25 protein-coding genes and 1 pseudogene are annotated in these 26,585 nt (G+C 64.9%); 13 read left to right on the top strand and 13 right to left on the bottom strand.

The window, feature by feature from the left end; genetic code table 11:
* Positions 1-29: 29 nt before the first annotated feature.
* Together OSH10_RS04695 and OSH10_RS04700 are read left to right on the top strand one after the other, a co-directional pair.
* On the top strand, positions 30-1,424 hold the full coding sequence (locus OSH10_RS04695) for an O-antigen ligase family protein (protein WP_266330449.1): 1,395 nt from the start codon (positions 30-32) through the stop codon (positions 1,422-1,424).
* Positions 1,421-2,404 carry a glycosyltransferase family 2 protein gene (locus tag OSH10_RS04700; protein WP_266330450.1) on the top strand — a complete coding sequence of 328 codons (984 nt, stop codon included), beginning with the start codon at positions 1,421-1,423 and terminating at the stop codon, positions 2,402-2,404. Before OSH10_RS04695 ends, OSH10_RS04700 begins: the two co-directional genes overlap by 4 nt.
* Here the strand turns inward: OSH10_RS04700 and OSH10_RS04705 are convergent.
* The 3 genes from OSH10_RS04705 to OSH10_RS04715 form a co-directional block, all read right to left on the bottom strand.
* Positions 2,365-3,312 (bottom strand): DUF6492 family protein, encoded by a 948-nt coding sequence (locus tag OSH10_RS04705; RefSeq protein WP_266330451.1) that lies wholly within the window; start codon positions 3,310-3,312, stop codon positions 2,365-2,367. The genes OSH10_RS04700 and OSH10_RS04705 overlap by 40 nt on opposite strands.
* Positions 3,313-3,317: 5 nt before the next feature.
* Positions 3,318-4,478: a Gfo/Idh/MocA family protein gene (locus tag OSH10_RS04710; RefSeq protein WP_266330452.1), complete on the bottom strand. Its 1,161-nt coding sequence runs from the start codon at positions 4,476-4,478 to the stop codon at positions 3,318-3,320.
* 106 nt (positions 4,479-4,584) lie between these two features.
* Entirely contained in the window at positions 4,585-5,082 is a 498-nt protein-coding gene (locus OSH10_RS04715) for a GAF domain-containing protein (protein WP_266330454.1), read from the bottom strand.
* A gap of 314 nt (positions 5,083-5,396) precedes the next feature.
* Here OSH10_RS04715 and OSH10_RS04720 point away from each other — a divergent pair, with 314 nt between their 5' ends.
* The 5 genes from OSH10_RS04720 to OSH10_RS04740 all read left to right on the top strand — a co-directional run bounded on the left by OSH10_RS04720 (position 5,397) and on the right by OSH10_RS04740 (position 8,810).
* Positions 5,397-6,230 (top strand): hypothetical protein, encoded by an 834-nt coding sequence (locus OSH10_RS04720; protein ID WP_266330455.1) that lies wholly within the window; start codon positions 5,397-5,399, stop codon positions 6,228-6,230.
* Between the two features lie 49 nt (positions 6,231-6,279).
* Positions 6,280-7,377: a linear amide C-N hydrolase gene (locus OSH10_RS04725; protein ID WP_266330456.1), complete on the top strand. Its 1,098-nt coding sequence runs from the start codon at positions 6,280-6,282 to the stop codon at positions 7,375-7,377.
* 465 nt (positions 7,378-7,842) lie between these two features.
* The gene (locus OSH10_RS04730; protein WP_266330457.1) at positions 7,843-8,052 is read left to right on the top strand and encodes a cold-shock protein; all 210 of its coding nucleotides are present in this window, start codon (positions 7,843-7,845) and stop codon (positions 8,050-8,052) included.
* 118 nt (positions 8,053-8,170) lie between these two features.
* The gene (locus OSH10_RS04735) at positions 8,171-8,395 is read left to right on the top strand and encodes a hypothetical protein (RefSeq protein ID WP_266330458.1); all 225 of its coding nucleotides are present in this window, start codon (positions 8,171-8,173) and stop codon (positions 8,393-8,395) included.
* 37 nt (positions 8,396-8,432) lie between these two features.
* The gene (locus tag OSH10_RS04740) at positions 8,433-8,810 is read left to right on the top strand and encodes a DUF6481 family protein (RefSeq protein WP_266330459.1); all 378 of its coding nucleotides are present in this window, start codon (positions 8,433-8,435) and stop codon (positions 8,808-8,810) included.
* 427 nt (positions 8,811-9,237) lie between these two features.
* On the opposite strand, the gene OSH10_RS04745 is transcribed toward OSH10_RS04740, so the two are convergent.
* The 5 genes from OSH10_RS04745 to OSH10_RS04765 all read right to left on the bottom strand — a co-directional run bounded on the left by OSH10_RS04745 (position 9,238) and on the right by OSH10_RS04765 (position 14,181).
* A complete protein-coding gene (locus OSH10_RS04745; RefSeq protein ID WP_266330460.1) occupies positions 9,238-9,831 on the bottom strand; it encodes a DJ-1/PfpI family protein in 594 nt (197 codons plus the stop codon).
* Positions 9,832-9,893: 62 nt separating this feature from the next.
* Positions 9,894-10,847, bottom strand: a complete 954-nt coding sequence (locus OSH10_RS04750; protein ID WP_266330461.1) for a substrate-binding domain-containing protein — start codon at positions 10,845-10,847, stop codon at positions 9,894-9,896.
* Between the two features lie 58 nt (positions 10,848-10,905).
* Entirely contained in the window at positions 10,906-11,901 is a 996-nt protein-coding gene (locus OSH10_RS04755; protein WP_266330462.1) for an ABC transporter permease, read from the bottom strand.
* Positions 11,898-13,454, bottom strand: a complete 1,557-nt coding sequence (locus OSH10_RS04760) for a sugar ABC transporter ATP-binding protein (RefSeq protein WP_266330464.1) — start codon at positions 13,452-13,454, stop codon at positions 11,898-11,900. Before OSH10_RS04760 ends, OSH10_RS04755 begins: the two co-directional genes overlap by 4 nt.
* A gap of 34 nt (positions 13,455-13,488) precedes the next feature.
* Entirely contained in the window at positions 13,489-14,181 is a 693-nt protein-coding gene (locus tag OSH10_RS04765; protein WP_266330465.1) for a GntR family transcriptional regulator, read from the bottom strand.
* A 98-nt stretch (positions 14,182-14,279) separates the two neighbouring features.
* Here OSH10_RS04765 and OSH10_RS04770 point away from each other — a divergent pair, with 98 nt between their 5' ends.
* Genes OSH10_RS04770 through OSH10_RS04785 form a run of 4 tightly spaced genes read left to right on the top strand, consistent with a single transcriptional unit; the run spans position 14,280 to position 18,901 of the window.
* Positions 14,280-15,299 carry an Ldh family oxidoreductase gene (locus OSH10_RS04770; RefSeq protein ID WP_266330466.1) on the top strand — a complete coding sequence of 340 codons (1,020 nt, stop codon included), beginning with the start codon at positions 14,280-14,282 and terminating at the stop codon, positions 15,297-15,299.
* Between the two features lie 11 nt (positions 15,300-15,310).
* Complete coding sequence (locus OSH10_RS04775) at positions 15,311-16,537, top strand: iron-containing alcohol dehydrogenase (RefSeq protein WP_266330467.1); 1,227 nt, start codon at positions 15,311-15,313, stop codon at positions 16,535-16,537.
* 20 nt (positions 16,538-16,557) lie between these two features.
* The gene (locus OSH10_RS04780; protein WP_266330468.1) at positions 16,558-18,045 is read left to right on the top strand and encodes an NAD-dependent succinate-semialdehyde dehydrogenase; all 1,488 of its coding nucleotides are present in this window, start codon (positions 16,558-16,560) and stop codon (positions 18,043-18,045) included.
* Between the two features lie 10 nt (positions 18,046-18,055).
* Complete coding sequence (locus tag OSH10_RS04785; protein WP_266330470.1) at positions 18,056-18,901, top strand: alpha/beta hydrolase; 846 nt, start codon at positions 18,056-18,058, stop codon at positions 18,899-18,901.
* A 110-nt stretch (positions 18,902-19,011) separates the two neighbouring features.
* Here OSH10_RS04785 and amyA read toward each other — a convergent pair.
* The 5 genes and pseudogenes from amyA to OSH10_RS04810 all read right to left on the bottom strand — a co-directional run bounded on the left by amyA (position 19,012) and on the right by OSH10_RS04810 (position 24,509).
* Positions 19,012-20,497 (bottom strand): annotated as a pseudogene (gene amyA, locus OSH10_RS04790) (alpha-amylase).
* Positions 20,498-20,591: 94 nt separating this feature from the next.
* Complete coding sequence (gene katE / locus OSH10_RS04795; RefSeq protein ID WP_266330471.1) at positions 20,592-22,700, bottom strand: catalase; 2,109 nt, start codon at positions 22,698-22,700, stop codon at positions 20,592-20,594.
* A gap of 303 nt (positions 22,701-23,003) precedes the next feature.
* Complete coding sequence (locus OSH10_RS04800) at positions 23,004-23,591, bottom strand: general stress protein (protein WP_266330472.1); 588 nt, start codon at positions 23,589-23,591, stop codon at positions 23,004-23,006.
* Positions 23,592-23,614: 23 nt separating this feature from the next.
* A complete protein-coding gene (locus tag OSH10_RS04805; RefSeq protein ID WP_266330473.1) occupies positions 23,615-23,908 on the bottom strand; it encodes a PepSY domain-containing protein in 294 nt (97 codons plus the stop codon).
* A gap of 85 nt (positions 23,909-23,993) precedes the next feature.
* A complete protein-coding gene (locus OSH10_RS04810) occupies positions 23,994-24,509 on the bottom strand; it encodes a YciE/YciF ferroxidase family protein (protein ID WP_407660670.1) in 516 nt (171 codons plus the stop codon).
* Between the two features lie 241 nt (positions 24,510-24,750).
* Between OSH10_RS04810 and OSH10_RS04815 the strand changes: the two genes are divergently transcribed.
* On the top strand, positions 24,751-25,395 hold the full coding sequence (locus OSH10_RS04815; protein ID WP_266331108.1) for a hypothetical protein: 645 nt from the start codon (positions 24,751-24,753) through the stop codon (positions 25,393-25,395).
* Positions 25,396-25,480: 85 nt separating this feature from the next.
* On the top strand, positions 25,481-26,224 hold the full coding sequence (locus OSH10_RS04820; protein WP_266330474.1) for an SDR family oxidoreductase: 744 nt from the start codon (positions 25,481-25,483) through the stop codon (positions 26,222-26,224).
* Positions 26,225-26,585: the final 361 nt, after the last annotated feature.

Consider the following 26,585-nt stretch of genomic DNA (forward strand, 5'->3'; position numbering starts at 1 on the left):
TGCGACCTTGGCGTTTCGGAGCCGATGAGATGAGCGATGCGCCGATGCCGGCCAGCCTGCGAGATCCGGCGGATGCGCGCGGCCTGGTCCGCGCGGCCGGCGACAGCCTGCACGGCGTGCTGCTGGCTGGCTTCATGCTCTACACCTTCATCGGCACCCGCCCCTTTGCCGATGCATCGGTTGCCGATCGCGTCGAGGGCAGCCCGCTCGACCGCCTTGCCGTCCTCGGGCTTTTCCTGCTCGCGACTGTCACGCTCGTCGTTCATTACCGGGCCGCAGTCGGGCTCTTCATCCGCAACCTGCCACTTGTCGCTTTCACCGGCTTCTGCATGGCCAGCATGGCCTGGTCAGACTATCCCGGCCTGACGCTCCGCCGGGCGCTGCTCCTTGTCTTCCTGACCACGATCGCCGCCGGAATCGCGGCCAGCCTTCAGGATATTCGCCGGTTTCACACCTGGTGGTTCCTCGGATTGACCGGCGTGATGCTGGTCAATCTGGTGGGCACGGCGCTCTGGCCCGGCGTCGCGATCACCGATATCGGCGTTCGCGGCCTCTATACCCAGAAGAACGTCGCCGGGCTGGTGGCCATGATCACGGTCGTCTGCGGCGCGACCTGGATATTGGGGGCGACGCGGGCCCGTTCCGTTGGCCTCGGCCTTCTGATGCTTTTGCCGGCGCTGCTCTTCCTGGTCGTCACCAAATCCAAGACATCGATCGGATTGACCGGTGTCGCGGTGATGATGATGGCCTTGCTTGCCTGTGCCGAATGGCTGGGCGCGCGCTTCGTTCTGCTGATGATCGCGCTGGGGCTCCTCGCCGTCACCGCGATGCTTGGCCTATTCGCGGTCTTCGACTTCAACCTCGATGCGCTGTTGACCGCCACGCTGGGCGACGCTTCCTTCACCGGGCGCGACGAGCTCTGGGCCTTCGCGCTGCGCTCGGCAAAGGAGCGCTTCTGGCTCGGACACGGCTATGGCGCGTTCTGGGATGTCGGCCTCGCCGCCGATCCGCTGCAGCGGCTGGAGCCGGGCACCTGGCTCGGCGATGTCGAGATCGGCACGATCAACCAGGCGCATAACGGCTATCTGGAACTCTGGCTGCATGTCGGCCTGCCGGCGACCATCGCGGCCGCGCTGATCGTCGCCGCCGGGGCTCTCTCCGGCACGGCGCAGGCGATCGCCGGGCCGCTGGGCCGGCCGGCGCGCGCCGCCATCGGTTTCCTGGCGATGCTGCTCTGGCTCTATCTGTTGCACAACCTGACCGAGGCAACCCTGTTCATGCGCGGCACGGTGCTTTCCAACGTTGCGGTGCTCTGCCTGTTCGTCCTGTCGCGGGGGCGGGATTTCGCAACCGATGCTGGTCGTGCTGAGTGCGTTGGTCTAGGAAGGCGCCAATGGCGGGGGCAGCAGGTTTGGAAAACATGAGGACGACCGAGGCGGGGGCGATCGATCTCTCGATCGTCCTCTGCACCTATCGGCGCGAGGACCTTCTCGGCAAGGCGCTGGCGAGCATCCGCGCGCAGGCCATACCCTCCGGGACCCGGCTCACCGTGGTCGTGGCCGACAACAGCGATGACGGCTCGGCCGCCTCCGTGGTGGCGGCGGCGGACGCGGCGAGCCCGTTCGAGGTCCGCTATGTCGCGGCCCATCCCGCCAACATCTCGGTGGCGCGCAATGCCGGCATTCGCGCCACCACCTCGCCCTTCATCGCCTTCATCGACGACGACGAGGAACTGGCGCCAGGTTGGCTGGAGGCAGTGGTCAAGGGGCTGCGAGAGCATCCGCATGACGTGTTCTTCGGCGGCGTCGATCCACGGTTCGAGACGCCCGAGCGCGTGACTCCGGCGATCCACACCCTGTTCTCGCGCCAGATCGAGGCCCCATCCGGCCAGGACGTCGTGGCGCTCGGCAAGAGGAGCGAGCGCGTCATTACGGTGGCGACCTGCAATTCGATCTTCCGCCGCGCCACGACGCTGGCCGATGACGAGCCCTTCAACCCGCGTTTCGGCCATGCCGGCGGCGAGGATCTCGATCTCTTCTGCCGGCTGCAGGCGCGCGGCCGCCGCTTCGGCTGGCTGCCCGATGCGCGGGTGTCGGAATTCGTGCCGGCAACGCGCTGCGATCCCGGCTATCTCCGTCGTCGCTTTTTCGCCGGCGGACAGGTCTATGCCGAGGCCGTCGCGGGCAACAGCCCGTCACCCCTTGCCACCCGCTGGTGGCTGCGCGCCAAGGCACTGGTGCAACTGGGCCTGCTGGCTCTGCGCTATCCATTTGTTCGCCGAAAGGGTCCGGCCGCGGAGGCCGATTTCCGCTATCGCTGGGCGGGCGTGCTCGGCAAGCTGTCGCTCGGCAGCCTCTATCCCGTCTATCGCGAAACCGATCCGGCCAAACGCGCCGCTTCCTGATCCTGCTCGGCCGCGAGCGCCGCGACCCGGTCGAAGATCGCATGCCTTTTTGCCATCGACGTGTCGATCGTCGACTGGATCAGGCAGGTGACATGCTCCGGCCGCAGCGACCGCACAAACGATTCCTCGTCCTCGACGCCGGTGAATTCGTCGCCCCAGCGCGAGTGGCAAAGCGTGAAGGATTCCGGCATCAGCCCGGCCGCGTCGAGGCCGATCACCTTGTCGGCATAGACGCCGTAAAGGACATATTCGGCGAAATGCGGCGTGCGGGCGAGCACGATGCGCCAGTCGCGGCCGGCGATGGCCTCGATCCGCTCGATCATGCCGCGAAGGACGGAGCGCTTCCAGACGACGAAGGGGTTGATGTATTCGGCGCCGTAGTAGCGGCTTGGCGGCAGGCCGAGCAGCTTTCCGGCCGTCTCCTGCCAGACGCGATGCGTTTCCAGATCGACCATTTCCGGATTGCGATAGATCCGCACCTTGCCGTCGCGGGCGAGGTGTTCGAGCTTCAGCGGCCGGATGAAGACATTGTCGCTGTCGATATGGGCGACGATCTCGGCCGATGCGTTGGCGGTCGCAGAAATCTTCATGATCTGCTGTGCGATCCAGCCGCGTACCAGCGGGCTGTAGGGCGTCACATACATGTTGCGGCGGGGAAGGTGCAGCCGCCGCCGCCATTCGGGGCCGGGCAGCGGCAGCTTGCGGAACCAGTGTGGCAGCAGGTCTTCCTGCGCGGCGACGATGCGCCTGTCCGAGGCGAGGTCGGCGAAGAGCGGCAGGTCGGCGCGCGGCACGTAGAGGCTGTGCGGGATGGTCGCTGGCACGAAGCGGTCGATGCTCTCGCACAGCATCCGGCAGACGTCGAGATCGCCCCGGAACGAGCAGGTGATCAGATTGGCTTCTGGCATGGCCGTCATCGTGCCCAGTCCATCGGTTCGATCGGCGCGAAGCGCGACTGTACGCGGGCAGGGCGGTCGAAGCGCTCGGGATATTGCAGCATCTCCGTCACTTCCGTCACATGCACGGCGAAATCCTCGTCGAGCCGCGACCGGCGGCCTTCCCGGAGCGCGGACGCTAGTTCCGCCGGTCCGCGCATGAAATCCATGGTCGGCTTGCCACGCCCGCCCTTGAACGTAACGGGGCGCGCCATCGGCAGGCGCTTGCCGAGGCCGCCGCCGAGGCGGCGCTCGATCAGCCGCGCGATCCGTCCCTCGCCGGGGCGGCGCAGGATGACCGGCGAGGCATAGTCCCAGGGCTCCCTGATCTCGAGGATTCCCGTCTCGCCGATGATCCGCATGCGGTGGTCATAGGGTGCGACGATCGAATTGGTCAGCCGCGCGACGACGCCGCTTTCATATTCGATGCAGCCGACGGAGAAGTCCGGCGCCGGATGGACGAGCGGCGGCGTGGTCTGCTTGTCGGGCACCAGCAGGGCCGAGAAGGCGGTGACCCGCGTCGCCGGGCCGAACATCGCGCCGAAGATGGTCAGCGCGTAGCCGGCGTGCTCATAGGTGCAGCCGGTCTCGAATTCACCACGTCCCGGCCAGGGCTTGCCGCTGCGGCTCAGCCAGTCGCCATACTGGGTGCGGTGGATCATGCCGTCGTCGAGCTCGGCATAGGCGAGCAGCACCTTGCCGATCGCCCCCGCGCGGATTGCGGCCCAGGCCGTCTGCAGGCTTTCGCCAAGCACATTGCAGGGCGCGGAGGCGAGGCGGACGCTGGCGTCGCGCGCGCGATCGCGCAGGGCGGCGGCCTCGCTGGCCGTCATCGCCAGCGGCTTCTCCGAATAGACATGCTTGCCTGCGGCAATCGCGGCCTCGGTGACGGCGGCGTGGCTTTCGGGATCCGTCAGGTTCAGAACGATCGAACAGGTTGGATCGGCCAGCGCCGCGTCGAGCGAGGCGTAGGCCGGGTCGCCCCATGTGGCCTGGTAGGCGGAAAGCCGCTGCGGGTCGCGGTCATAGGCGCCTGTCAGGCGCAGCGTCCCTTCATGCAGGGCTAGGCAATGCCGATAGGAGTCGGCGACATAGCCGCAGCCGATGATCGCGATGCCCGTGCCCTGATCCGCCGCCATGCGCTGTCCGTTCCCCCGGCCAATATTCCGTCCTGCCTCGCCGCTGTCGCAGCCAGGCGGACCATCCATAGAAGCTGCACGCTTTCCGGGTGGTTACCCGGATGGGTCAGGCTGGAAGATTGGCGACGTAGCGCGCAACGAGGCGTTCGATGCCGATCTGGTCGTCGGCGTCGAACCGGCCGGCCCTGGGGCTGTCGAGATCGAGCACGCCCAGCACCCGCCCGTCGCGGATCAGCGGCACGACCAGTTCGGATTGCGATGCCGCGTCACAGGCGATGTGGCCGGGAAAGGCATGCACGTCCGGAACCAGGATCGTCTCGCGCTTCGCCACCGCGGTGCCGCAGACGCCCCTGCCGATCGGAATGCGGACGCAGGCCGGCTTGCCCTGGAAGGGGCCGACCACGAGGACGTCGGTCCCCTCGGGCAGGAAATAGAACCCGGCCCAGTTCAGCTCCGGCATCGCGTGATAGAGCAGCGCCGACATGTTGGCGGCGTTGGCGATCGCATCGGGCTCGCCCTCGATCAGCGAAGCCAGTTGCTGGTCGAGCTCACGATAGAAGGCGGTCTTGTCGGAGGAGTTGGCAATCGGAGTCGAATCGAACATCGGCATCTCGCGTCCTTGTCGCCCGATGCCGCTGTTCCAGACGGCGCCACCCGGCCTCTGGATTGCTATAGGCAGTCTCGATCGGTTTGGCGAGGATCGAGGTTTCCCTTCCAAATGCGCTGGTCAGAATGGCGATGTTCTAAGCGGCGGAAGATCTGGCAGGCTCCTGAATATTGACGAGCTTTGCCGGAGACCCGTATGGGGGACAGGGGAAATACGGTTGCATCCTGGCTGATGGACTCTGATTCGCGTGTAGTTCCGCCAGCCGATTGCGATCTTCCGACACGGTCCGATCTTGCCGAGAGATGCATCCAATGCCCCTCCATCTGCCCGCCCTGAACGTCTCTTCCGCCAAGCGGCGCCGGCCTGCGGCCGCGAGGTTGTGGACCGTTTTGCTGGCCCTTGGCATCGCGGCTGGAGCCGGCGGAACCGCCTCGGCGGCCGATATCCCGGCCGTGCCGGAAGCCGCCGTGGCAGCGCCGGCCTCGGGCTGGACCTTCACCGTCGCGCCCTATGTCTGGGCGCCGTCCACGTCGGGAAATGTCGGGTTCGGCACGGTGAAGGCGTCCTTCGAAATGGATTTCTCCCAGATCTGGGATCATCTCGATTTCGCGGCCATGGGTGTGGTCGAGGCGCGGCATGACCGCTTCTCGATCTTCTCCGACCTTCTCTATATGAAGCTCTCCGCCGATGCGAAGCTGCCCTATGGAATCGGCGCGGAACTGGGAACCGAGCTGCTGCAGTGGACGCCGGCCGCCGCCTACTCGCTGATCAAGACCGATCGTGGCAATTTCGATGTGCTGGCGGGCGCGCGGCTCTGGTCGGTCGAAGCGTCGCTCAATGTCACGGACGCGCCGCTGCAACTCGGCCTCGACCGGCGCCACAGGGCGACATGGGTCGACGCCGTGGTCGGCGTCAAGGCGCAATATTCCCTGACCGAGTCCGTGTTCGTGAGCGGCTGGGCGATCGCCGGCGGCGGCTCTTCCGATTACAATTGGGATCTGCTCGGCGCGGTCGGTTACAAGGTGAACGATCGTTTTTCCGCCATGGCCGGCTATCGCGCGCAGGGCATCGACTACGAAGACGGCCCCTTCGTCTTCGACGCCGTCATCCAGGGGCCCATTCTCGGCGGCACGATCAAGTTCTGAGCCGCGCCGTCCCCGCTCGCTCCCCCGAACTCATGTGAGGAGTTTTTCCATGAAGAAGCGTCTGTCCCGATCCGCAGCACTCGCCCTTTCGGCTGCGATGCTGATGCCGACCCTGACCGGCTTTGCCGATGCCTGCACCCGCACCCTCTTCGTCGGCGACGGACAGATGGTGGCGACGGGGCGCAACATGGATTGGAAGGAGGACATGTTCTCCAACCTCTGGGCGTTCCCGGCCGGAATCGAGCGCGATGGCGCATCTGGCCCGCAATCCCTCACCTGGACGTCCAAGTATGGCAGCGTCATCACCTCCGGCTACGAGGCCGGATCGACCGACGGAATGAACGAGAAGGGCCTCGTCGCCAACATTCTCTATCTGGCGGAATCGCAGTATCCGGCGCCGGTCGCGGGACGTCCGTTCCTGTCGATTTCGTTGTGGGCGCAGTATGTGCTCGACAACTTCGCCACGGTGGATGAGGCTGTCGCCCATCTGAGGACCGAGCCGTTCAACCTGCTCGCGCCGACGCTCCCCAACGGCTCCCCCGCTGCGCTTCATCTCGCCATGTCGGATGCGTCCGGCGATTCAGCGATCTTCGAATATGTCGAAGGCAAGCTGGTGATCCATCACGGCAAGCAATACACGGTGATGACCAATTCGCCGACTTACGACAAGCAGCTGGCGATGAACGAATACTGGGAAGAGATCGGCGGCCTGACCTTCCTGCCGGGTACCAATCGCGCGGCCGACCGCTTTGCCCGGGCCTCGTTCCTGCTGAGCGCGATCCCGAAGGCGGCGGATCCCAACTACATCAAGAGCGTGCCGCAGCACTCGTTCGACTATCAGGCCGTCGCCAGCGTCATGGGCGTGCAACGCGCCGTCAGCGTGCCGCTCGGGATCACCACCCCGGACCAGCCGAACATCTCTTCGACCATCTGGCGTTCGATCTCCGATCAGAAGAACCGGATCTACTACTTCGATTCCGCGACCCGGCCGAACACCTTCTGGGTGTCCCTCGACAAGCTCGACCTGAAGCCCGGCGCCCCGGTCCAGAAGCTGACGATCCAGAACGGCGAGATCTTCGCCGGCGAAGTCGCGGCCGAATTCAAACCGGCCAAGCCGTTCACCTTCCTGCCCGGCAATCCGGAATAGCGCAGGACAGTCGGCGTGCCGGATCGCCTTATCTGGAGGGCGGTCCGGCTTTGCCGGCCGCCCTGATCCGCGTGTCTGGATCAGGGCCCATCAGAGGCGCGCGACAGGGTATCCGACGGCCCCTGCTGCGATCGGGATCCGCCCCAACGCCCCGGACGATGCGTCACGCCGCCTGCATTGGCGGGATCATGAAAAGCGCACGGGAGCTGGCTTTTGCCAGCGTTTTTCGCGACCTTTCCGCAGGATTTCATGGGCTGTTCTGGCATGCCGATCGTATGGCATAAGAATAATTCATTGACATTCGCCGACTGGTATCGTAAATAGGGCGTGCTGAGTTTTGGTTGACGGGCTTTGATTGCCGCGCGATTAGCACCGCGCTCGAACGAACCTTCCTTTCAAAAATCATTCTATTACGCCATGGCGCCTCGTCGCCGTGGTCACGCAATTTGCTATGGAGGGTTCATCATGGCTACAGGTACCGTTAAATGGTTCAATTCCACCAAGGGTTTCGGTTTTATCGAGCCTGATAATGGTGGTCCCGACGCCTTCGTGCACATCTCGGCTGTCGAGCGCGCGGGAATGCGCGAACTCGTCGAAGGCCAGAAGATCGGCTACGAGGTCGAGCGCGACGCCCGGTCGGGCAAGATGTCAGCCTGCAATCTGCAGGCTGCTTAAATAGGGATCTGCTTTCCTTTGACCACGGATGTACTGGCACTGTTGAAAGCATGAGACCAATGAAGGTCAGGCAGATTGCCTGGCCTTTTTTATTGTCCGTCTTCAGATCGGAATGACCATGACAGAGACAAGCAGCAAATCTCGTCAAACGGCGGATTTGGCCTTTGGAAAGGTTCAGTCGCAATTCGTAGCGCGCAAGCGCGTGTTCGATGAACTGGATCTGATCGTGGTTGCTCGCGACGAAAAGACCCTACGCCTGCGCGAGGCTCGCCTTGCAAAGGAAGCCCAGGATCAACTTTCGCTCCTGGCCAAGAAGCCTTCAAGGCTCGCCTCGAAGGCCTGAATACCCTTCAGTCTGAAACGTCAATTGGAACCTAAGTTTGAAAAATATCGCCGATAAATTCGCAGACCGTCGCAGCACTTCCGCCGACGCCAAGGCCGCAGCCCTGCGCGCGTATCTCGCCGCCAAGGAAGCTGCCGAACCGACGCTGCTCGCCCGCCAGGCTGAGCGCAAAGCCGTTGCCGAAGCCCGGGACGCGCGCCGCTTGGAGCGCGAGCGGGTGAAGGCCGAAGAGAATGAGCGCCTTCGCGCCGAAGCCGCAGAGCGTGAAGCCGCCATCGAGGCCGCCGCCCGCGCCGAGAGCGACGAACGCGAAGCTGCCCAGAAGAACCGCGTTTCGCGCGTCATCGAAGACGAAGCCGCTCGCAAGGCCGAGCGCGACCGGCGCTACGCCAATCGCAAGGCGCGGCAAGCCTAGTCTGCCAAGTCCCTTCGGCCCGGACGGTAGCCACGCTGCCCGGGCTCGCGGCTTCGCCGATCCGACGCGATATCGCCTATTCGGCGAGATTTTTCGGGTTCGGCGTCAAGGGAATGGCCGCGCTGGTGGCGTCGCCCCGGCAGACCTGTCACGCTTCGCTGGAACCTCAGGCTGCGCCTGTTTCGGGTTCCAGGCTTTCCACAGGCGCTGGTCCTCGTCTTCGACGGGCATGGCGACGCTCCCAGGTCGCGGGTTGATCCGATCGGGCGCGGCGGCCGTCGCAGGCCGGCGCCCTCCTATTCCACGGCGCGAATGTCACGAACAAAGGGGCGCCCGATGGGCGCCCCTCGCATGTCGGCGGCTCTCGCTCAAAATCCCGTGGCGGATGCGGCGGGGCTGGCACTCCCGCCGGCTCGCCGCTTCCGGCTCAATTGTGCCGGATTTCGGTGCCGAGCACCTTGAGGCATTCGCGGATGAATGCCGCCAGCGCCGTCCAGCCCTTGGCCGAGACCATCGTGCCGTCGACATAGGCGTCGGTGGGCGAAAGGTCGATATAGGTGCCGCCGGCCAGGATCACTTCCGGCTCGCAGGCGCCAAGCGCCGCAACCTTCTTGCCGCGAACCACGCCATCGACCGCGATCAGGATCTGGACGCCGTGGCAGATCGTGAAGATCGGCTTCTGCGCCTCGTGGAAGTGGCGGACGATCGCCTGCACACGCTTGTCTGTACGGATATATTCGGGGCCGCGGCCGCCCGCCGCATAGACGGCGTCGTAGCGGTCCAACTGGGCTTCGGCTTCCGAGAAGGTCTTGTTGATGATGAAGTGATGACCGGGCTTCTCGGTATAGGTCTGGTCGCCTTCAAAATCGTGCAGCGACGTCTTGAGGATGTCGCCGGCCTTCTTGTCGGGGCAAATCACGTGAACCGTGTGGCCAACAGCCTCCATCGCCTGCTGGAACACGAAGATCTCGTATTCCTCGGTGAAGTCGCCGGTGAGCATCAGGATTTTCTTGCCGGGCATTCTTGCTTCCTTCGTGCGGTTGAAGGGCAGGCGGGTCGTCGACCCGCCTGCCAGTCCGTTTGTTAGAACGGCGAATCGGGGAAGTAGTATTCCGCCGCATTGTCCTTGGTGATCAGCGGCGCGTCGAGCTTCACGACGCCCCGGATCGGGGCCTGGCCGATGAGGTTGGCGACCGTCATGTAGATGGCCGTCTTGATCATCGAAGGCGGATAGGGCGTCTCGACGGGCGTCATCGCATCGCCGTCGATAACCTTCTTGATGATTTCCTTCATGCCGTTGCCGCCCAGCGCGTACTTGATCTCGGTACGGCTTGACTGCTTGATGGCCTCGAGGACGCCGAGCAGCATGTCGTCGTCATTGGCCCAGACCGCATCGATCTGCGGATACTTGGCCAGGTAGTCCTGCATCAGCTTGAAGGCATCGTCGCTGTTCCAGTTCGCATACTGGATGTCGAGGATTTTGAGGTCGGATCCCGCGATGCCGTCCTTGAAGCCCTGGATGCGCTCGTCGTCGATGACGGTCGGAATGCCGCGCAGCACGACAAGATTGCCCTTGCCGCCCAGCTTGTCGACCAGGAACTTGGCGGTGTTCTTGCCGACGGCGATGTTGTCGCCGGCGAGATAGAGATCCTGGATCGCCGGATCGTTCAGGCCGCGATCGACCACGGTGATGAAGGTGCCTCCCTCCTTTACCGCCTTGACCGGCATGGTGAGCTCTTCCGATGTGTGCGGAAGGATCACCAGCGCGTCGAGCTTGCGCCCTGCCGACAGATCTTCCAGCGCGCTGACCTGCGCGGCGGCCGAGGGCGAGGTCTTGACGACGACTTCCACATTCGGGAAGGCGGCGTTGATTTCCTTGGCGGCGGCCTGGGCATGATAGACGATGCCGGACGTCCAGCCGTGATCGGCTGCGGGGATCGAGACGGCGACGACCTTCTTGTCCGCGGCGATGGCGTTGCCTGCCAGGAGAAGTGCGCCAAGGGTCGCGGCGGTTACTGCCCATTTCATTTTTGTCATTGTTTCCTCCCGTTAAGATGGACCGATCGAGAACGAGACCCGCGTGGTCCGGCGCGGGCTATTTCGAGAACCTCTGGATCAGCATGGCGATGATGATGATGACGCCCTGCACGGCGGCCACGAGGTATTCGGAAACGAAATCCGAGAGCACCATCAGGTTGGCGATCAGCTCGAGGATGACGGCGCCGGCGACCGTGCCCCAGATCCGTCCCTTTCCGCCACGCAGCGCCGTGCCGCCGATCACGACCGCGGTAATCACCTGAAGTTCCCACAGCACGCCGGTGGTCGGCGTTGCCGCGCCGAGGCGTGGCACGTAGCAGATCGCGGCGATGGCGACGCAGGCGCCCTGGATCACATAGGCGATCGTCCGGGTGCGGATGATCGAGATGCCGGAATAGCGCGCCACATCCTCATTGGCACCGGCGGCGGCGCATTGGCGGCCATATTTCGTCTTGTAGAGGATGAAGGCGCCCAGCGCCGCCACGGCGAGCGAGATGAGGATCGGCAGCGGAATGCCGGCGACCGTGCCGAAATAGACCGGCCGGTAGGCTTCGCGCAGCGTGCGATCGATCGGGATCGTGCCGCCATCCGACATGTAGGTGATCAGGGCGCGGAAGATGCCCATCGTCCCCAGGGTCGCGATGAAGGGCTCGATCTTGCCGACGGTGACGATGACGCCGTTGACGAGGCCGCAGGCGATGCCGGCCAGGACCGCGATCGCCATGCCGGCCGGGATCGACCAGAGGCCGACATTCGGCACCATCATGTTCATGCACATGATGGTGATGCCGGTGATGAAGGCGGCCATAGAGCCGACCGAGAGATCGAGACCGCCCGAGGAAATCACGAAGGTCGCGCCCACGGCGATGATGGCGATGAAGGCGCTGCGCGTTATGACGTTGCTGAGATTGGTCGCGGACAGGAAGTCCGGATTGATCACAAAACCGATGGCGAGCAGCACCAGCAGCGCCAGAAACGGGCCCGCCGCGGCCCAGTTGAAGTTGAAATCCCTGTCGCGCTCGAGCCTTCCTGGCTCTGTCGTTGCAACGCTCATACTCTTCCTCCCTCGGTCGCGTGCGCGACCCCCGCCTCGGCGGTGGCGAGCCATGCGATATTGCTTTCCGTCATCCGCTCGCCGGCGATCTCGCCGTTGATCCGGCCCTGGCGCATGACCAGGATCCGGTCGCAGAGGCCGATCAGTTCCTGCATCTCGGATGAAATGACCACGCAGGCCTTGCCCTCGCTCACCAGCTTGCGGATGAAGGTGTAGATCTGCGCCTTGTTGGCGATGTCGATGCCGCGCGTCGGCTCGTCGATGATGACGACGCTGGGGTTGGTCAGCAGGATCTTGGCGAGCAGCAGCTTCTGCTGGTTGCCGCCCGAGAGCTGGCCTGCATGCAGGCGGAGGCTGCGGACGCGGATGTCGTACTGATCGACGGCCTGGTCCAGAGCGACCGCCTCCTGGCGCTTGCGCAGCCACAGTCCTGGATTGAGACGGCGGAGCGCCGACAGGGTCAGGTTGGGCGCCAGCCGCTCCTGCAGCAGCAATCCTTTGCCCTTCCGGTCCTCGGTCAGATAACCGATGCCGGCGTCGATGGCTTCGCGCGGGGAGCGGATGGCGATCGGCTGGCCATGCAGCTCGACGTGGGCATCGACAGGCCGCAAGCCGACGATGCCCTCGAACAGTTCGGTTCGACCGGCGCCGATCATCCCGGCAAATCCCAGGATCTCGCCCCGGTGCAGGGTGAACGATACGTCGTTGGCGTAGCCGGGAACGGTCGCGTTGTTAACCCGTAGGATGGCCTCGCCGCGCGGGGCGTCGCTCTTTGGCGGGTAGAGCGCCGACAGTTCGCGACCGACCATCAGTTCGGCCATGTCCATCTGGCTCAGCGTGTGGCCGGCATAGGTGCCGATCATCTTGCCGTCGCGCAGGACCGTGACCTTGTCGGCCAGACGCTGCACCTCGTCGAGCCGGTGGCTGATATAGAGGACGCCCATATTGCGGTCCTTCAGGCGCAGCACGATCTCGAGCAATCGCTCGACCTCGTTGCCCGTCAGCACCGCCGTGGGCTCGTCGAAGATCACCAGCTTGTGGTCGTCGAGCAGGGCGCGCCCGATCTGGATCAGCTGCCGGTCCGCGAGCCCGACGTCGCGCACGAGCGTCCGGGGCGAGACGTGGCAGCCAAGTTCGTCCAGCTTCTCGCGGGCGATCCTATGCATGGCCCGGTCGTCGACCAGCCCGTTTCGCGTGAGTTCGCGACCCAGAAACAGGTTCTCGGCGACGGTGAGCCCTTCCGCCAGGAGGATCTCCTGGTGGACGAGGACGATGCCGGCTTCTTCCGCCTGATGCGGGGTGGCGAAGGCGACCCGTTTTCCCGACACGGCAATCGTGCCGGCGCTCGGCTGCACATAGCCGGAAATCAGGCGCATCAGCGTCGACTTGCCGGCGCCGTTCTCGCCGATGATGGCGTGGATCTCGCCAGCGTGAATGTCGATGCCGACATTCGAGAGCACCGTCACGGGCCCATACTGCTTGGTAAGGTTCGCCGTACGCAGCAGGCAGGGTTCAGCCTGGGTAGCGTCGGGGCGGGGCGGCGTCTGTTGCATGTCCGGATCGCGTGCCATGGAAACGGGGAACGGTTCAGTCGAAGGCCGGCAGCAGCCGGTCCCGCGAATGCTCGATATGCGCGCGCATTGCCTTGGCGGCCGCTTCCGGATCCGCGACCGCGAAGGCGTCCAGCAGAGCCTGGTGCTCGTCCAGCGCTTCGGCCGTTACCCGCCAATGGAACATCAGTCGGAAGATGTGAAAGTGGGTGTGCTGGAAGCCCAGCATCTCGCGGATGAGCTGGTTGCCAGCGAACTCCATGATCTTGTCGTGGAAGATCGCGTCGAGCCTGGCGAAGGTCGAGTAATGGACATGGTCGTCCTTGCCTTCGCGGCCCGCCATCACACCTGCGGCCTCGCGAAGAATGGCGAGCTTCTCGGCGTCCATCGCCGCGGCGGCCTTGGCCGCCGCGTCCGGCTCGAGCAGCAGCCGAAGCTCGTAAAGCTCGTCGAAGCGGCGGCGCGTGATCTGCGGAGCGGCCCGATACCCGACGAGATGGGTCTTGACGACCAGGCCTTCGCCCTCCAGCCGGCCCAGCGCTTCGCGGATCGGGGTCTGCGAGACGCTGAATTCCTTGACGAGGCTGTCCACCGTGATGCGCGAGCCCGGCGCGATCTTGAGGGCCATCAACTGGTTGAAGATCGCCTCATAGACGTCCTCGGCCAGGCTGTTGGCCCGGTGGATGGCGGCACTGCCCTGGGTTGTGTCCGTGAAGCGGGTTGAAGTCATCGTCTTCCGTCTTTTGCCTATTGACAGGAGCCAGACCTAGCAGGCTATTTGGGCCAACGCAATACTATATCCTATAGGATCTGATATAGAGTGGGCTCGTGAACATCACCGAACAGGCAGCCATGGCGTTGGCCATGGACCTCCTCGATCAGAGAAAAGTGCCGATAGAACATGCGCTTATCCAATCGCGCGTGCTGGTGGAGGCCGAACTCAAGGGCCACCCGTCGCATGGTCTGCAGCGTCTGCCCCGCATCCTGAGCCGTCTCGAAAAAGGTTTGATCGACGGCGAAACCACCGGCGAGGCGCGCTGGCGCTCCGGCGCCGTGCTGGATGTCGACGGCAAGAGAGGGCTCGGCCCGGTTGTAGCCATGGCGGCGCTGGGTCGCCTGGAGGAGCGTATTGCCGAGACCGGAATCGCGCTGGCGGCGATCCGCAACAACAACCATCTCGGCATGCTGGCGCATTATGTCGAACACATCGCGGCGGCGGGGCGCATTGGCATCGCCATGTCTTCGAGCGAGGCGCTGGTCCACCCCCATGGCGGTACCCGGGCCATGCTCGGCACCAACCCCATCGCAATCGCCATCCCCACGGCGGACCGCCCGATGGTGCTGGACCTCGCGACCAGCATCGTTTCCATGGGCAAGATCCACTACCACGCTGCAAATGGCTGGCCGATTCCGGCCGGCTGGGCGCGCGACGCCGAGGGACGTCCGACGACGGATGCCGCCCGCGCGACCCAAGGCGCGATTGCGCCGTTCGGCGGCGCCAAGGGCTATGGGCTCGGCATGGCCATCGAATTGCTCGTCGCCGCGCTCGCGGGTTCGGCGCTCGCGCCCGATATCCAGGGCACGCTGGATGATCGGTTCGCCTGCAACAAGGGCGACGTGCTGATCGCGATCGACACGCTCGCCGCCCCCGATCTGGCGTTGCGCCTCTCCGCCTATCTCGACGCCGTCCGATCTTCTGCGCCCGCCGATCCCGAGATCCCCGTTGGCATTCCTGGCGACGGCGCTTCGCGGCGACGGCAGGCGTTCCTGGCCGACGGCTTCCCGATCGAGGTCCCGCTCTGGGACGCGTTGAACAGCCTGAATCTCACCCCGTCCTCGGTTCTTTAAGGAAAACACCAGTGAGCCTGTTTGCAGCCTTGAGGCTTCCGCGCGAAATCCTGTTCGGCAAAGGCCAGCGCCACGCGCTTCCCGATGTGGCGGGCAAGCTCGGCAAGCGCGCGCTGATCTGCACGGATGAGCGATTTGCCGGAACGGAAATGTTCGCCCGGAGTGTCGAGGGGCTGCGCGCCGCGTCGATCGAGGTCCTGGTCTATGATCAGATCCTGCCGGACGTCCCACGCGACAGCGTCGCCGTCTGCGTCGAGGCGGCGCGGGCCTTCGCTCCCGACATGGTGATCGGCATTGGCGGCGGCAGCTGCCTCGACATGGCCAAATGCGCGGCGCTTCTCCTCACCCATGGTGGCGTGCTGCAGGACTATTATGGCGAGTTCCGGATTCCCGGACCCGTCATGCCTGTCATCGCGGTGCCGACCACGGCGGGCACGGGGTCGGAAGTCACGCCGGTTGCCGTGATTTCCGATCCGGAAAAGACGCTCAAGGTCGGCATTTCCAGCCCGTATCTGATCGCGGCCGCCGCGATCTGCGATCCCGAGCTGACCATGACCTGCCCGCGCGGCCTGACGGCCATCGCCGGGGCGGATGCGCTGACCCACGCCATCGAGGCGTTCACGGCGGCCCGACGGGGAACCGGGGCCGAACTGGCGCAGCAGCACGTCTTCATCGGCAAGAGCGATCTCACCGATCACTTCGCGCTGCTGGCGATCAAGCTCCTGGGGCGTGGTCTGGAACGGGCCTGCACGGATGGCAGCGACGAGGACGCGCGGGCCGATGTCATGATGGGCGCGCTGGCGGCGGGTTGTGCCTTCGGCACCGCCGGCACTGCCGCGGCCCATGCCGTGCAATATCCGGTCGGCGCGCTCACCCACACGCCGCACGGCCTCGGCGTCGCGACAATGCTGCCCTACGTGATGACCTATAACCGCGCCGTGGTTGCGGAGCAGATCGCCGAGGTGGGCGCTGCTCTGGGCGTTGATGGCGCGGGCCGGAGCGTCGAGGCGATGGCGGATGCCACGATCGCGGAGATAAGCCGCCTGTTCGCGGCGATCGGCATCACCCCGACCCTGGCCGCGCTTGGATTGCCCGCCGACAAGGTTGACTGGACCGCCGAGCAGGCGCTGGGCATCGGGCGTCTGGTCAAGAACAACCCGCGAAGCCTCGATCTCGCCGCCATGCGCCGCCTGGTCCAGGCCGCTTATGACGGCGATCTCGCCGCTTCCGCTCAATGAAGCCTTCAGGAGAAACTCCGATGAACGTTCGCCAGCAAATCGATCCGTCGACAACGCATGGACTGGATCTTTCCGAATTTTCGCGCGGTCTCTACATCAACGGCGCCTGGCATGCCGCCCGCAGCGGCCGCGTGATTCCCGTTACCGATCCCTCGACGGGAAAAGTGATTGCGTCCGTGCCCGATGCCGCGCTGGAGGATGCCGCAGCCGCGGTTGCGGCGGCTTCCGCCGCTGCCGAGGGGTGGCGGGAGACCGCGCCGCGCAAGCGCTCGGAAATCCTGCGCCGCTGCTTTGAACTGATGGTCGAACGCTCGGAGATGCTGGCCACGCTGATTTCGCTGGAGAACGGCAAGGCGCTGCGCGACGCGCGTGGCGAGGTGGCCTATGCGGCGGAATTCTTCCGTTGGAACGCCGAGGAAGCGGTGCGCATCTCCGGCGAGTTCGGCAGGGCGTCGGCCGGCACCAACCGGATCATCGTCGACTACGAGCCGATCGGCGTCTGCGTCCTGATCACGCCGTGGAATTTTCCGGCTGCGATGGCGACCCGCAAGATCGCGCCGGCCCTGGCGGCCGGCTGCACGGTTATCCTGAAGCCCGCGAGCGAAACCCCGCTCACCGCCTATGCGCTGGCGGCCCTCTATGAGGAGGCCGGTGTTCCGCCCGGCGTCGTCAACGTCCTGACCACGTCCACCCCCGGTCCCCTGACGGCATGGATGCTCGCCGATCCGACGGTGCGCAAGCTCTCCTTCACCGGCTCCACCGGCGTCGGCCGCGCCCTGCTGGCGGAAGCGGCCAAGAACGTCATCTCCTGTTCGATGGAACTGGGCGGCAACGCGCCCTTCGTCGTGTTCGACGATGCGGATCTGCAGGCGGCGCTCGATGGCGCGATGGTCGCCAAGATGCGCAATGCCGGCGAAGCCTGTACGGCGGCCAACCGCCTCTACGTTCAGTCCGGCATCTATGACGCCTTCGCGGAGGGGCTGCGCGAGCGCATGGCCAATCTCAAGGTTGGCGCGGGACCGGAAGAGGCGACTGAGTGCGGTCCGATGATCACCCGCAAGGCCGTGCAGAAGATCGATCGCCTGGTCGAGGATGCGACCAGCCGCGGGGCGCGGGTCCTATGCGGCGGCACCGTCGGCGAAGGGGAGGGCTTCTTCTACCCGCCCACCGTGCTGGCAGACGTCTCGCCCGAGGCGGAAATGGCGCATGAGGAAATCTTCGGCCCCGTGGCGCCGCTCTATCGCTTCGAGACCGAGAGCGAGGCGATCGCCCGCGCCAACGACACGGAATACGGCCTGGCGGCCTATATCTTCACGCGCGATGTGGCGCGCGGCTTGCGGGTAGCATCGCGAATCGAAGCCGGTATGATCGCGCTCAACCGAGGTCTGGTTTCCGATCCCGCCGCCCCCTTTGGTGGCGTCAAGCAAAGCGGGTTGGGTCGCGAGGGCGGTCAGCATCACGGCATAGCCGAATTCATGGAGGCGAAATACATCGCCACCAGTTTCTGAGGGGGCCATCATGGCGACTGCGCATTCCACGCTCGATCCGTACCGGATCCGCGACCATGTGGCTGATTTCGACGCCATCGTCGCGGACATTCGAGCCCGCAGTGCGCAGACGCGGTCGGCAGTGCCGATGCGCGCCAACGTCGCCTACGGGGAGGATCCGACCGAGACGGTGGACCTGTTCTTCCCCGCCAACCCCGGCCCCTCGGTGCCGGTCCATGTCTTTATCCATGGCGGATACTGGCGGATGTTCTCGAAGGAGGACTATTCCTGCGTCGCGCAAACCGTGACGCAGGCGGGCGCCATCGCCGTGATCGTCGACTACGCGCTGATGCCGTCGGTGCGGATGGCGACGATCGTCGATCAGGTTCGGCGCGCCAAGGCCTGGGTGATTGCGAATATAGCCGACCATGGCGGGGATCCGGCCCGGCTGACCGTCAGCGGTCATTCCGCCGGGGCGCATCTTTCCACATTCCTGTTCAACGACCCGGAGACGCCATCGGGCGTCGGCGCGGCGCTGTTGCTGGGCGGTCTTTACGAACTGCAGCCGCTGCAATCCTCGTTCCTGCATGCGGAGATCGCCATCACGGACGATGAGGTCGCCCGTTTCTCGCCGATGCGCCATCGGCATAACGCGCATACCCGCGTCGTCGTGGCCGTCGGCGAGCTGGAAACGCCTCCCTTCCTCCAGCAGGCGCAGGCCTTTCGGGATGTCCTGGCCGGGCAGGGGCTCTCCGTGACGCTGCATCCGGTGCCGTCCCGGAACCACATGGACAGTGTCCGGGACCTCGCCATTCCCGGTTCCGATGCGGGCGCCTGCCTGACAGAACTGATCGAGCGGTCGTTCGAGCCTGCCTAAAGCCGTCATGCAAGCGAGACCCGGGCCCGGTGTCCTGACGCGAACACGGGTCTCGGGTCTGCTTTCATCGCGCTCGTCCCGCGCAGCGGGGCACGGTTCCTGCGAAAACGCTAGGACTCGGATCGGACCCACACGCTGACGCTGCCACCATGGGTGGGGAAGGCACCCCGGCCCTGATCATCGAGCACGATCTGGTCGTCCCGGTGACCCAGGAAATCGTGGAAGGTGGCGCCCGCCTGCTCGGGGCCGAGCTCGACCGATTTCTCGCCGCCCTCGCCATTGGACAGGACGACCACACAGCCGGGCTCGTCCGCCGTGCCGTGCCGGATGAACCCGACGCAGTTCGCGTCGTCGAACAGGTCCGTCTGCGCTCCATTCGCGAAGCGGCTCCGCGCCTCGATCAGCTTGGGCAGGCACTCGATCGCCGGCATGTCGATCTCGTGATCGTTGCCGTCGCCACCCTTGTCGGTGTAGTGCGCGCCGAACAGGTCCGGGTAGAAGACGCAGGGGACCCCCTGTTCCCGTAGCAGGATCAAGGCGTAGGCAAGCGGCTTGAACCAGGGCTCGACCGGAGCCTCCAGCGCCTGCAAGGGCTGGGTATCGTGGTTGTCGACGAGGGTCACCGCATGCTCCGGCGAGGCCGCCACCAGCGAGCCGTCGAAGATCGTGCGCATGTCGAAATCGGCGCCCTGGGCGGATGCGTCATGGAAGCGGTGGTGCAGCCCGACATCGAACAGCATCAACTGTTTGTCGACCAGCTCCAGATAGTTCGACAGCGTCTCCATGTCGGGATGCCAGTACTCGGCGACGACGAAGAGTTCGGGATCGACGGTGTCGCGCATATGGCCGACCCAATCGCGAAAGAACCACGCCGGGATATGCTTGGCCGCATCCAACCGAAAACCGTCGACCGGCACCTGTTCCGCCAGCCAGCGGCCCCAATATTTCAGCTCTTCATAGACGGCCTTGTTGCGGAACTCGACATCCGCGCCCATCAGGAAGTCGAAATTGCCGTTTTCGGCGTCGACCTCCTCGTTCCACTCGCCGTCGCCATATTCGTTGACCAGGCGGAAGATTCCGCTTTCATCCGGGTCCTTGATGACGTCCACGCCGCTGAAGCACTTCACGTCCCAGATGAACTGCGAATATTGGCCGTCGCGACCGGGAAAGGTGAAGCGGGTGTAGGCCTTGGCCTCGAACGCCTCGTCTTCGATCTGGGTGCGGTCTTCGGGATTGACCCTGCGCACGCGCACGGTCTCTTCCTCGTCTGCGCCCATCTTGTGATTGAAGACGACGTCATGGATGACGCGCAGGCCCTTGGCGCGCAGCGCGCCTGTCGCGTGTTCGAAGGCGGCGCGATCGCCATATTTAGTGGCGACGGTGCCCTTCTGGTCAAACTCCCCGAGATCGAACAGGTCGTAGCTGTCATAGCCGACAGAATAGCCGCCCGTGGCCCCCTTTGTAGGCCGGCGGCAGCCAGACATCGGTGATGCCCATGGTCGCGAGCGCGTCGGCCCGTTCCCCCACTTCACCCCACAGACGTCCGCCATCGGGATAGTACCAGTGGAAGAACTGAAGCAGGGTCCGTGCGGCCATGTTTTCCTCGCGTCGCGCTGAGCGAGGGAAAACGGCTGGAAGCAGAAACGGTTGCTGCGACAAAACAGCAACCGTTCCGGGCGGCGGAAAGGGCCTAGGCGCCGTCGACGCGATCCCAGAAGCGCAGAGCGCCGCATGTCTCGATGAAGCGATCCGCGTCGCCCGGCTTGGCGAGTTGGACGAATCCCGCGTCGAGATCCCCAGGCAGCCCTGCCTTGTCGAACAGGGCCTTCGCGGCGGCCGTGAAACCGCAGAACTTATAATGCGCGTAGACATCGGCGACGAAGTCACGGGCCGGCGGAAGCTTCAGCAGGTCGGCGAGGCCGGCCTCGCTGGCGAGGATGGCCACAGCGTCGAAGAGCACCGAGGGGCCGCCATCGATCTTGCGATGGGCGGGCAGTTGCGTGCCGTCGCCTGCCTTGACGCCACCGACGGTTGGCGCAATCCGCTCGAAAGTGCCCCCAGCCTTCTCGACCGCCTTCTCGAGCGCGGCGAGAAGAGCCGCGTCGACGCCGTCGGTGATTAGGATTCCTAGCTTGCGTCCCTTGAAGTGGCCAGGCCCGTTCTTGAGGATGCTGAGCGCGTCCGATGTGGGCAGGTCCATCTTCGGCTGAGCCGCCGGGGTCGCGGCCTTCGGAAGCTTGGGCAGGCCAAGGCCGGCAGCTACCGTCCTCGCCAGGTCGTCATCGATGTTGAGAAGGTGCGAAACCACGCGCTCCCGGATGGCGGGCGTCTCGCAATTGCTCAGCTCGAACACCAGCGCGTCGGCGATGTGCTTCTGCTCGATGGCCGTCTGGCTGCGATAGAACTGCCGGGCCTGGCTGTAGTGATCGGCGAAGCTTTCGGCGCGCAGCCGGACCTTCGGGCCCTCGGGTTCCTGGGCAAGGGTCTGGAAGCCCTGCATCGGCGCCTCGCGCGGTCCGCCGATTTCCGGGCCCCAGGAATTCGGCTCGTAATTGGCCCGTCCCTTGGGATTGTGGAAGGCCATGTGGCCGTCCTGCTGGAAATTATGGAACGGGCACTTTGGGGCGTTGATGGGAAGATGCGTAAAGTTGGGCCCGCCGAGACGCTTCAACTGCGTGTCGAGATAGGAGAAGTTCCGTCCCTGCAGCAGCGGATCGTTGGAGAAGTCGATGCCCGGGACGATGTTCTGCGTCATGAAGGCGACCTGCTCGGTCTCGGCGAAGAAATTCTCCGGCATGCGATCGAGCACGAGACGCCCGACCGGGGTAACCGGCAGGATGTCCTCGGGGATGAGCTTGGTCGCGTCGAGCACGTCGAAATCGAAGTTGTCGGCAAAGTCCTGGTCAAAGGTCTGCAGGCCGAGTTCCCACTCGGGGTAGTCGCCGCTCTGGATCGCGTTCCACAGATCGCGGCGGTGAAAGTCCGGATCGGCGCCGTTGATCTTGACCGCCTCGTTCCAGACGACCGACTGCATGCCGAGTTTGGGCTTCCAGTGGAACTTGACGAAGGTCGACTGGCCCTCGGCATTGACGAGCCGGAAGGTGTGGACGCCAAAGCCTTCCATGAAGCGGAACGAACGCGGGATGGCCCGGTCGGACATGACCCACAGGATCATGTGCATCGCTTCCGGCATCAGAGAGACGAAATCCCAGAAATTGTCATGGGCGCTCTGCGCCTGCGGGAAGTCCCGGTCCGGTTCCTGCTTCACGGAGTGAATCAGGTCAGGGAACTTGATGGCGTCCTGGATGAAGAAGACGGGGATGTTGTTGCCGACGAGGTCCCAGTTGCCTTCCTTGGTATAGAACTTGACGGCGAAACCGCGCACGTCGCGTGCCAGGTCGGCCGATCCCTTGTTGCCCGCGACCGTCGAAAACCGCACGAAGACGGGGGTCTTCTCTCCGGCCCGCTGAAAGATGTCGGCGCGCGTGAGGTCGGTGAGCGGCTGGTAGGTTTCGAAGAAACCATGTGCGCCGTAGCCTCTCGCGTGGACGACGCGCTCTGGAATGCGTTCGTGATCGAAGTGGAAGATCTTCTCGCGGAAATGCGCGTCTTCCATCAGCGCGGGACCCCGCGCGCCCTGGCGAAGCGTGTTCTGATCGTCCGCGACCGGCATGCCCTGCTGGGTCGTGAGGGTTTCGTACCCGCCCTCGGTGGTCTGGTGCGTCTCGCCTCCAGCGCCCCGTGCCATGACTTCATCGCCCAGTTTGGCGGGCGAGTTCACGCGACTTTTCGGGTCCATGAGGTTCCTCCCAATTGTGGTGCCTGGATGGAATGCGCTGCGCGTGTTTCACGCGGCGGCTGCGCATCAACGGGGCCAAGCCGGGATCCGTTCCACGCGGTGCGGGTGAGACCTGCCAGTTCCGCGCGCTCCCTGGCGACACGACCTTCGGAGGACCGCTCGGCGTGGGGCGGCCGGCTGGATCGGCTTGCGGGTGCCAACGCGTCCAGACTGCCATCGTGCTTTCGCCGCGTGCCCGCGCGGCAGACCATCGATCCGGGGACACAGGCGAAATAGAGCGGGGCCCGAAGGCCCCGCTTTTCTTCAGATTCGGTCGCTATACGTGCCGACGCGATCCCTCGGAGGCATCGGCGCATCCGGGTCAAAGCTGGTCCAGCCGGCCGTCTCGTAGTCGCTTCGGCGGCGCTCCAGGTCGACTGCGCGTGCGTCATGCAGCACGCCGCGGGCCAGTTCGGCCTTCTCATCGGCGACGCGGGCGGTGACCAGCGTGCCGCCGCGGCGAACGCCCTCTGCATACACATGCGCATCCCGCTCCGGCACGCCGGATTCCGTGAGAGCGCCCACGATCCCGCCGGCTGCGCCACCCACGACCGCGCCAGCGGCCGCGCCGGCTGCCGTTGCGATCAGCCAGCCGGCCGCCACGACCGGGCCGACGCCCGGAATGGCCACGATGCCAAGACCGGCGAGAAGGCCACCGAGGCCACCAAAGGCCGCGCCAATACCGGCGCCAGCGCTGGCGTCGACGGCAACATCCGAAGCATCCACGTCGCCATCGACATTGGAAGCCACCACGCTGATATCATCGTGGGCAATGCCCAGAGCCTGAAGGTCGCGGACGGCGGCGGTGGCATCGGCGCGCGTGTCGAACAGTCCCGAAACGGTGGTAGTCATGAGATATCCTTTCAACTCGAAACTTACTTGCTGGTGACGTTGCCCTGGAAGTCGACGGCGACGTCCATCATGGCTCCGCCCTTCGATGCCTTGCCGCGCCAGATGCCGTCGTCATCCTTGACCAGCGCCGAGACGTCGCTGTAGCCGGCGTCGGTGACGCGATCACGGGCCTGGTCCTCGGTGAAGCTGTTCGCACCGGCGACCGGAGCGGCGGGATTGGTCTGCTCGCCAGCGACAGCCGGGGTCTTGGCCTCTTCGGCGAAGGCCGGGGCGGCAGAGGCGGCGATCAGAAGGCCGGCGAATACGAGGTTCTTCATGGTGGATCTCCAGATTTAGACAAAGCTCTCCCGGCCACGGCAAAGCGTGTTGCAAAAGGCCGGGAGAAGAATGAGGGAGGGGTGGTTAGGCGCGAGCGGCCTTGCGGCCTTCCTCGGCGCTGGCATTGACGCCGGCTTCGGCGATCTGCGTGAGCAACGCGTCCGCCTTGTGCTCTTCCTGGAGCGTCTCATCGAGAAGCTTGGCGGCGTCCTTCATGCCAAGCTGCATCGCCCAGGTCTTGAGCATGCCGTAACGGGCAATCTCGTAATGCTCGATCGCCTGGCCACAGCCGATCAGAACGGCGTCGGCGGCGGCGGTCCCGCCGAAATCTTCCAGGTCTTCTTCCATCTCGGACGTGATGCCGACCATCGCGTCGCAGGTCTTGCCGCGTGCCGGCTTGCCGAGGATCTCGAAAACCTGCACCAGACGCTCGACATGGCCCTGGCTTTCCTCGCCATGGTCGGTGAAAGCCTTCTTCAGCTCAGGCGACTGTGCAGCCTTCGCCGACTTCTTGCACGCCTTTACAGACTGCTTCTCGGCAAAGTAGACATCCTTGAGCGTTTCGTAAAACGCATCCGACAAATTCTTCTCAGAAGCCATGATCTTCCTCCGGACTACTCGGAAATTCATTCCGAGTGTGTGATTATGCGGTATCAACCACCTCGATCGCTTATCGTTCCCTGAAATCTGCGTCAAAAGCTCAACCTTCGTGCCGCGAGACGCCGGAAGCTTCGGCGTTTTCGAGCCCGGCCGGGACAGGGCGAATGATGAGGGCGCGTGCAGGACGCCTTCTTGGAGCGAGGGCTTGTTCGATCCGCGAGACGAGGCCAATCTGGCGTCCATGTCGTCTCAGCCAAAAAAGAACGAGGCTCCCGAGCGGGTGCAAGAATGGGTGCTGCCGGCTGCGGTCACGCTGGGGTCGTCGGTGCGCGCTCATGGCATCCTTCTGGAGATGCGGGCGCGCCTGCCTTCCGCTGCGAAGAAGGCGCTGTCGGTCAAGGGCAGCATTCTCATCCTGACCATGTCCGAGACTTCCGCTGAAGCCTTTGCCGCTACGGCAGCTGTTGTTTCCCGTGTGCTGGACGGGATCGAGGCATTGCCCGTGATCCCGCGTGAGATCGAGGACATCCTGACGATCTCCACGACCGAGCGGCATCGATGGCTCAAGGACGGACGCCTGCACAGCGCCGGGACACGAACGGTCAAGCTCAGGGGCCGTTCGAAGAAGATCACCTTTCACGTTTTCGACCCGCGCCATGTCGAGGATGTTCTGGATCGCGATCTGGTCACCGTCTGGCGCGAGAATGACGCGGCGCAGGCCGCGGAGAACCGCAGAAGAGCCGCCGGCAAGGCCGCGCTGACCCGCTCCAGAAAGGGGGAGCCCAAGGCCGCGCCGCTGGCTTCCCCGGCAGGACGTCGAGAGAAGGCTCCTGCGCCAAAACTCCGGGGCTGGGACGAGTTCGACCGCGACGAACTCCTGCGCTGAACCCTTCGCCGCCTCGCGGCCCATGCGCTTGCCCTTCGCCCTCATTCCTGGGTATCAGCGGCGCTCACCCAAAGGACGGAACAGCATGAACAGTCTGGTTGGAAAAGTCGCCTGGATCACCGGCGCCGGCAGCGGCATCGGACAGGCGGTCGCTACCGCGCTGGCCGGTGCCGGTTGTCGCGTGGTCCTGACCGGACGACGTCGGCAAGCGCTTGATCAGACGGCGGAGACGATCGCCGGCAAGGGCGGCACGAGCGTCGCGCGGGCCGGCGACTTGACCGATCCCGAAACGGCGGATGCGATCGTCGCTGAAATCGAGGACCGGTTCGGACGGCTCGACATTCTCGTCAACAATGCCGGCGGCAATATTGTCGATCGCGCCTGGAAGGACCTGACACCCGGCAGCATCGATGCCCTGATCCACAGCAATCTGTCCGCCGCCTTCTATTGCGCCGCCGCCGCGATGCACCCCATGCGCAGGGCCGGGCAGGGCCAGTTGATCCACATCGCGTCCTGGGCGGGAAAGTTCATCCACCCGGTTAGCGGACCCGCCTATACGGCGGCCAAGCATGCCGTGGTGGCCATGAGCCAGAGCATCAACATGGAAGAATATCGCAACGGCATCCGGTCGACGGCCATCCTGCCGGCGGAGGTGGCGACGCCGATTCTCGAAAAGCGCCCGACACCGCCGACGGCCCAGGAGCGGGCCGAGATGCTGCAGCCGGCCGATCTCGCCGAGCTCGCGCTCTTCATCGCGACCCAGCCGGCCTCGGTCTGCCTCAACGAAGTTGTCATCAGCGCCAGGCTCAACAAGTTCTACGAGCGGTAGGGGTCCGCCGCGCGTTCCTGAAGGCCCGTGTCCCGGCGCCGTGGCGTCCGGACACGGGCCGATCCAGGGCGGAGGCCTCTCGCACCGCTGCGGCGAACTGACCGACCTGCGCGGTTTGACAATGCTGGCTATCTGGCCGAGACATCGAGCATGCAAACCGTTTCCTTTGCCCCACGCAAGATCCGCAAAGGCAGCCTCCAAACAGGCTGACTACCTGGTGCTGCTACCTGCGAGAGCAAGAGCGGCGCCAGGGAAGCATTCCTCACAACATCCGAAATCCGTGTGTCCTGGCTGAGCGATTGGCTGCGCTTTCCTGCGCGCCGCTCAACTCCGGAGGCCCCTTCTATTTGGGATCGGCCCA

The organism is Kaistia defluvii (genome assembly GCF_026343955.1).
Lineage (GTDB): Bacteria > Pseudomonadota > Alphaproteobacteria > Rhizobiales > Kaistiaceae > Kaistia > Kaistia defluvii.

Coding starts and splice junctions, on each gene's coding strand:
- OSH10_RS04695 (WP_266330449.1), top strand. CDS start 30: ATGAGCGATGCGCCGATGCCGGCCAGCCTGCGAGATCCGGCGGATGCG.
- OSH10_RS04700 (WP_266330450.1), top strand. CDS start 1,421: ATGAGGACGACCGAGGCGGGGGCGATCGATCTCTCGATCGTCCTCTGC.
- OSH10_RS04705 (WP_266330451.1), bottom strand. CDS start 3,312: ATGCCAGAAGCCAATCTGATCACCTGCTCGTTCCGGGGCGATCTCGAC.
- OSH10_RS04710 (WP_266330452.1), bottom strand. CDS start 4,478: ATGGCGGCGGATCAGGGCACGGGCATCGCGATCATCGGCTGCGGCTAT.
- OSH10_RS04715 (WP_266330454.1), bottom strand. CDS start 5,082: ATGTTCGATTCGACTCCGATTGCCAACTCCTCCGACAAGACCGCCTTC.
- OSH10_RS04720 (WP_266330455.1), top strand. CDS start 5,397: ATGCCCCTCCATCTGCCCGCCCTGAACGTCTCTTCCGCCAAGCGGCGC.
- OSH10_RS04725 (WP_266330456.1), top strand. CDS start 6,280: ATGAAGAAGCGTCTGTCCCGATCCGCAGCACTCGCCCTTTCGGCTGCG.
- OSH10_RS04730 (WP_266330457.1), top strand. CDS start 7,843: ATGGCTACAGGTACCGTTAAATGGTTCAATTCCACCAAGGGTTTCGGT.
- OSH10_RS04735 (WP_266330458.1), top strand. CDS start 8,171: ATGACAGAGACAAGCAGCAAATCTCGTCAAACGGCGGATTTGGCCTTT.
- OSH10_RS04745 (WP_266330460.1), bottom strand. CDS start 9,831: ATGCCCGGCAAGAAAATCCTGATGCTCACCGGCGACTTCACCGAGGAA.
- OSH10_RS04750 (WP_266330461.1), bottom strand. CDS start 10,847: ATGACAAAAATGAAATGGGCAGTAACCGCCGCGACCCTTGGCGCACTT.
- OSH10_RS04755 (WP_266330462.1), bottom strand. CDS start 11,901: ATGAGCGTTGCAACGACAGAGCCAGGAAGGCTCGAGCGCGACAGGGAT.
- OSH10_RS04760 (WP_266330464.1), bottom strand. CDS start 13,454: ATGCAACAGACGCCGCCCCGCCCCGACGCTACCCAGGCTGAACCCTGC.
- OSH10_RS04765 (WP_266330465.1), bottom strand. CDS start 14,181: ATGACTTCAACCCGCTTCACGGACACAACCCAGGGCAGTGCCGCCATC.
- OSH10_RS04780 (WP_266330468.1), top strand. CDS start 16,558: ATGAACGTTCGCCAGCAAATCGATCCGTCGACAACGCATGGACTGGAT.
- OSH10_RS04785 (WP_266330470.1), top strand. CDS start 18,056: ATGGCGACTGCGCATTCCACGCTCGATCCGTACCGGATCCGCGACCAT.
- katE (WP_266330471.1), bottom strand. CDS start 22,700: ATGGACCCGAAAAGTCGCGTGAACTCGCCCGCCAAACTGGGCGATGAA.
- OSH10_RS04800 (WP_266330472.1), bottom strand. CDS start 23,591: ATGACTACCACCGTTTCGGGACTGTTCGACACGCGCGCCGATGCCACC.
- OSH10_RS04805 (WP_266330473.1), bottom strand. CDS start 23,908: ATGAAGAACCTCGTATTCGCCGGCCTTCTGATCGCCGCCTCTGCCGCC.
- OSH10_RS04810 (WP_407660670.1), bottom strand. CDS start 24,509: ATGGCTTCTGAGAAGAATTTGTCGGATGCGTTTTACGAAACGCTCAAG.
- OSH10_RS04815 (WP_266331108.1), top strand. CDS start 24,751: ATGTCGTCTCAGCCAAAAAAGAACGAGGCTCCCGAGCGGGTGCAAGAA.
- OSH10_RS04820 (WP_266330474.1), top strand. CDS start 25,481: ATGAACAGTCTGGTTGGAAAAGTCGCCTGGATCACCGGCGCCGGCAGC.